At 40.5% G+C, this 3,963-nt stretch carries 5 protein-coding genes and 1 pseudogene; 2 read left to right on the forward strand and 4 right to left on the reverse strand.

From position 1 onward, the window contains the following. Both ACR2F7_RS17050 and ACR2F7_RS17055 read left to right on the forward strand, forming a co-directional pair. Positions 1-128: hypothetical protein (locus tag ACR2F7_RS17050; RefSeq protein WP_432714739.1), on the forward strand; the 128-nt coding region annotated here is incomplete at its 5' end. A 389-nt stretch (positions 129-517) separates the two neighbouring features. After that, on the forward strand, positions 518-817 hold the full coding sequence (locus tag ACR2F7_RS17055; RefSeq protein ID WP_432714735.1) for an FtsB family cell division protein: 300 nt from the start codon (positions 518-520) through the stop codon (positions 815-817). Here the strand turns inward: ACR2F7_RS17055 and ACR2F7_RS17060 are convergent. The 4 genes and pseudogenes from ACR2F7_RS17060 to ACR2F7_RS17075 form a co-directional block, all read right to left on the reverse strand. After that, positions 814-1,908 (reverse strand): PAS domain-containing sensor histidine kinase, encoded by a 1,095-nt coding sequence (locus tag ACR2F7_RS17060; RefSeq protein ID WP_432714736.1) that lies wholly within the window; start codon positions 1,906-1,908, stop codon positions 814-816. The genes ACR2F7_RS17055 and ACR2F7_RS17060 overlap by 4 nt on opposite strands. Before the next feature lie 85 nt (positions 1,909-1,993). After that, the gene (gene fabG / locus ACR2F7_RS17065) at positions 1,994-2,737 is read right to left on the reverse strand and encodes a 3-oxoacyl-[acyl-carrier-protein] reductase (RefSeq protein WP_432714737.1); all 744 of its coding nucleotides are present in this window, start codon (positions 2,735-2,737) and stop codon (positions 1,994-1,996) included. A 30-nt stretch (positions 2,738-2,767) separates the two neighbouring features. Beyond that, on the reverse strand, positions 2,768-3,826 hold the full coding sequence (locus ACR2F7_RS17070; RefSeq protein WP_432714738.1) for an agmatine deiminase family protein: 1,059 nt from the start codon (positions 3,824-3,826) through the stop codon (positions 2,768-2,770). Beyond that, positions 3,810-3,963 (reverse strand): annotated as a pseudogene (locus ACR2F7_RS17075) (acyltransferase); the annotation flags it as partial. The gene ACR2F7_RS17070 and the pseudogene ACR2F7_RS17075, both read right to left, overlap by 17 nt.

Genomic DNA, 3,963 nt, shown 5'->3' on the forward strand with positions numbered 1-3,963 from the left:
AGATTAAAACAGGATCAGCTTCCCGTTCAGACAGGATTGCAAAATACAACCAATTGTTGCGTATTGAAGAAGAGTTAGGTGCTGCTGCCCGTTTTATTGGCAAAGACTTTTCTTTCCTTAAAAAATAAGCATTAAATAAAAGCATGATTGGCAACAGTCAGGCTTCAAAAAAGAGACCACTTCATTGTAAAGATGAAAGGTCTCTTTTTTTTTGTGGTCAACTTTACTATCAAGGTATTATTACCTGACAAAGGCTCAAATTTCCCTTTAATAATTAAGCGGCCAGCAATGGCTTTGGTGGGGAGCAAGTAGGGAGCAGGTAGCGGAAATCCGCTACCTGCTCCCTACTTGCTAAGGCTTAACTGGTAAGGTTAGTAAATTTAAAGTATACTCGTTTTTTAGAAAGCATATACCTTCACAAGAGGTGTAAGCAAATTGTATACAGTTATACACTTTCAGTTCACATTGTGAAATAAAGTGTATAACAACTGTGCTAATGTTCACTATATTTGTAACAATGAACAAGGTATTCGAGATCTTTCGCAATAAATATTTTATCGCTACAGCGGCTTTTGTGGTATGGATGCTCTTTTTTGATAAAAACGACATGCTTTCGCAATACGAATACCGTGCTGAACTCCACAAACTTCAGGAAGAGAAAGATTTTTACGAGCGGGAAACAAAGCAGGTCAATAAAGACCTGAACGAGCTGAGCACCAACTTAAAATCAGCCGAGAAATTTGCCCGTGAAAAGTACTTCATGAAAAAAGACAATGAAGATATCTTCGTGATTGTCAAAGAGAAGGCAAAAGATTAATCTGCCTCTACATGACCTAAAGGTACTTCTACGTAAAAGGTACTGCCTTTATTTTCCTCACTTTCAAACCAGACACGGCCATTGTGAATTTCCGTTAGCAGTTTCACAATCCACATGCCCAGACCTATAGATTCTTCACCCTCTACCCCCGGCCTGCTTGCCCTGGTATACTTATGAAATAAAACAGGCCTAAGGTTTCTAGGGATGCCAATACCATCATCAGCCACGGTAACCAGCACGGTTTTCTCTAACTTTTCTACATGCACGTGTATATGTCCTTGTTTATGGGTAAACTTAATGGCATTAGACACCAGGTTGTTGACAATCTGCAGAAACTTCATGCTGTCGAGTTCTGCATGAATTGTAGGATGTGAAAAGGTAAACTCTAGCTTTTTCTCTACTGCTTCCTGTGATTTCATGTAGATTTCCATGATCTGTTGTATTTCCCACACCACATCCAATCGTTCTTTACTCAGCTCCACCTCTGCCGTATCAAATGTTTCGCGTTTGAGTACTGTTTTAATTAATTCTATATTTCTGCGGGAGATATCTTCAATTAACTCAGTAAGTTTAGTGATTTCGGCATTATCGGGCAGCTTTTTGGCGATGACAGAAGCCAGCATTTTAACGGTGCCAATGGGACCACGTAAATCATGCGACAAGATTTCCAGGGTAGAATTTTTCCAGCCATTTACTTTTTGCATGTTAAAGATATTGGCAATCCGGGCTGAATCATCTTCAGCCACACCACTGATGTATTGCACTTCATCATGCTCTACAACAGCATAAATCTTAGCTCTTATCCATCTTGTTAAATGATCAGGACGAAGGATTCTAAAGCTTAAAGAGGTGCTGGTTTTTTTACGGGAAACTATTTTATATGCATTTTTAATATATTGAAGATCTTCCGGGTGGATGATCTTCAATATGGTTTTAGGTTGTTCTAGTAATTGTGTAATTTTTCTCTTAGTAATAGATTCAAATGCCTTATTTACATAGGTAAATCGCATCTCTTTCACATTAAAGACAAAGAAAATCTCCTCTGCCTGTAGCGTCATCTGTTTTAAGATCAAACCTTCCTTTTCGTCCATGTAATTGACCGTTTTTAGATACAGTTTCCATTAAACAGTTGATTGAAGAGAATGTTTTTCAAATATGATGGGCTGTGGTGTATGTTTACAACATGCCGCCACATACAGAGATCACCTGTCCGGTAACATATGCGCTCATGTCTGATGCCAGAAAAACACATACATTAGCTACATCTTCAGGCTCACCTGCTCTTTTCAAAGGAATGCCCTGCTCCCAGCCCTGTACCACTTTAGGGTCCAGCACATCGGTCATCTCGGTACGGATAAATCCTGGTGCCACTACATTGGTACGGATATTTCTGGAGCCTAATTCTTTAGCAACAGATTTAGAGAAACCAATGATACCCGCTTTAGAAGCTGAATAGTTAGCTTGACCAGCATTACCTTGTACACCTACCACAGAACTCATGTTAATGAATACACCTTTACGGTTTTTCATCATAATTTTCGATGCTGCTTTGGTTACGTTGAATACCGATTTCAGATTTACGTTCATCACATCATCCCAGTTTTCTTCGCTCATGCGCATCAACAAACCATCTTTAGTAATACCGGCGTTGTTAACTACAATATCAAGGGTACCAAAATCAGCCACAATAGCACTGATCAATTGCTCTGCTTCATCAAATTTAGAGGCATCAGAACGGTAACCTTTAACTTGCGTGCCATAGGCTTGTAGCTCCTGCTCTAAAGCTAAGCCTTTTTCTACAGATGATAAATAAGTAAAAGCAACATTAGCACCTTGTGCAGCAAATGTTTCCGCTATTTTACGGCCTATTCCTTTTGAAGCACCAGTAATTAGTGCTGTTTTTCCTTCAAGTAATTTCATGTATATTATAATAGGTAATTGGGGTCAAAATTAAAGGGTAATAGCAGGCTCCTGCTGACTTAAGCAATGAAAGCTACCTAAGCCCCAGATGATATCTGTAGAGTCAATACCGACCACCTCACGGTCAGGAAATGCATTTCTGATGATCTCTAAGGCAGGGCCGTCGTTAACATCTCTGAATGTAGGGACTACAACCACCTTATTTGCTATGTAAAAATTGGCATAAGAGGCCGGCAGACGAGTATCTTCATGGATCACCGGAGAGGGCATTGGCAAGGTAATAATGTTCAACGCTTCGCCATTGGGCAGGCGCATAGCCCGCAAAGCCTCCAGGTTTTCATGGAGCAATTGGTAATTATCATCAAGCGGATTGCTTTCTACTACAGTTAATACCGTGTTTGCATTTACAAAACGGGTGATGTCATCAATATGCCCATCGGTATCATCGCCAACAATACCATCGCCAAGCCATAGCACTTGTTCAGCACCATAAAACTCCAGCAGGTATTGTTCAATCTGTTCTTTACTTAAATGAGGGTTTCTGTTTTTGTTGAGTAAACAGGCTGTAGTGGTTAAAATAGTACCTGCACCGTTAAATTCTACAGAACCACCTTCCATTACAATACCTGGGTTAAACAGTGGCAGGTTAAAGTGCTTAGCTATTGTAGTGGGTATAACATCATCTAAGTGATATGGAGGATATTTATCTCCCCAGGCATTATAATCCCAGTCTACCACAGCTTTTTCAGCACCATGGTTGCGCAATAAAAACGCAGGACCATGGTCGCGGCACCAGGCATCATTGGTAGGCTGCAGGAAGAACTCCACCTGCGTGAGGTCTGCACCCACTTTCTCTAATTCAGAGATAGCGAAAGCTTTGGTTTCCTCATCATTAATATTGATCCTTACCTTTTCGCCTTTAGCTACTACTTTGATAAACTCACAGTATGGAGCATAAACAGTGTCGAGTTTACCTGGCCATGAAGCCTCTTTATGAGGCCAGCTTAACCAGGTGGCTTCATGCTGCGCCCATTCTGGTGGAAAAGCATAACCCTGCTTTTTTGGGCTATCGTTAAATAGATTCATCATCTATGTATCTTTTTGTAATTTGTGAATAACTGTCAATGCGCCTGTCGCGTAAAAAAGGCCAGTGGGTTCTGTAACTGTCAGATTTCGACAAGTCAAGTTCTACCACTTTCAGCTCTTCTTCTAAGTGTGGTGCCTGG

It is taken from the genome of Pedobacter sp. (assembly GCF_045628745.1).
GTDB lineage: Bacteria > Bacteroidota > Bacteroidia > Sphingobacteriales > Sphingobacteriaceae > Pedobacter.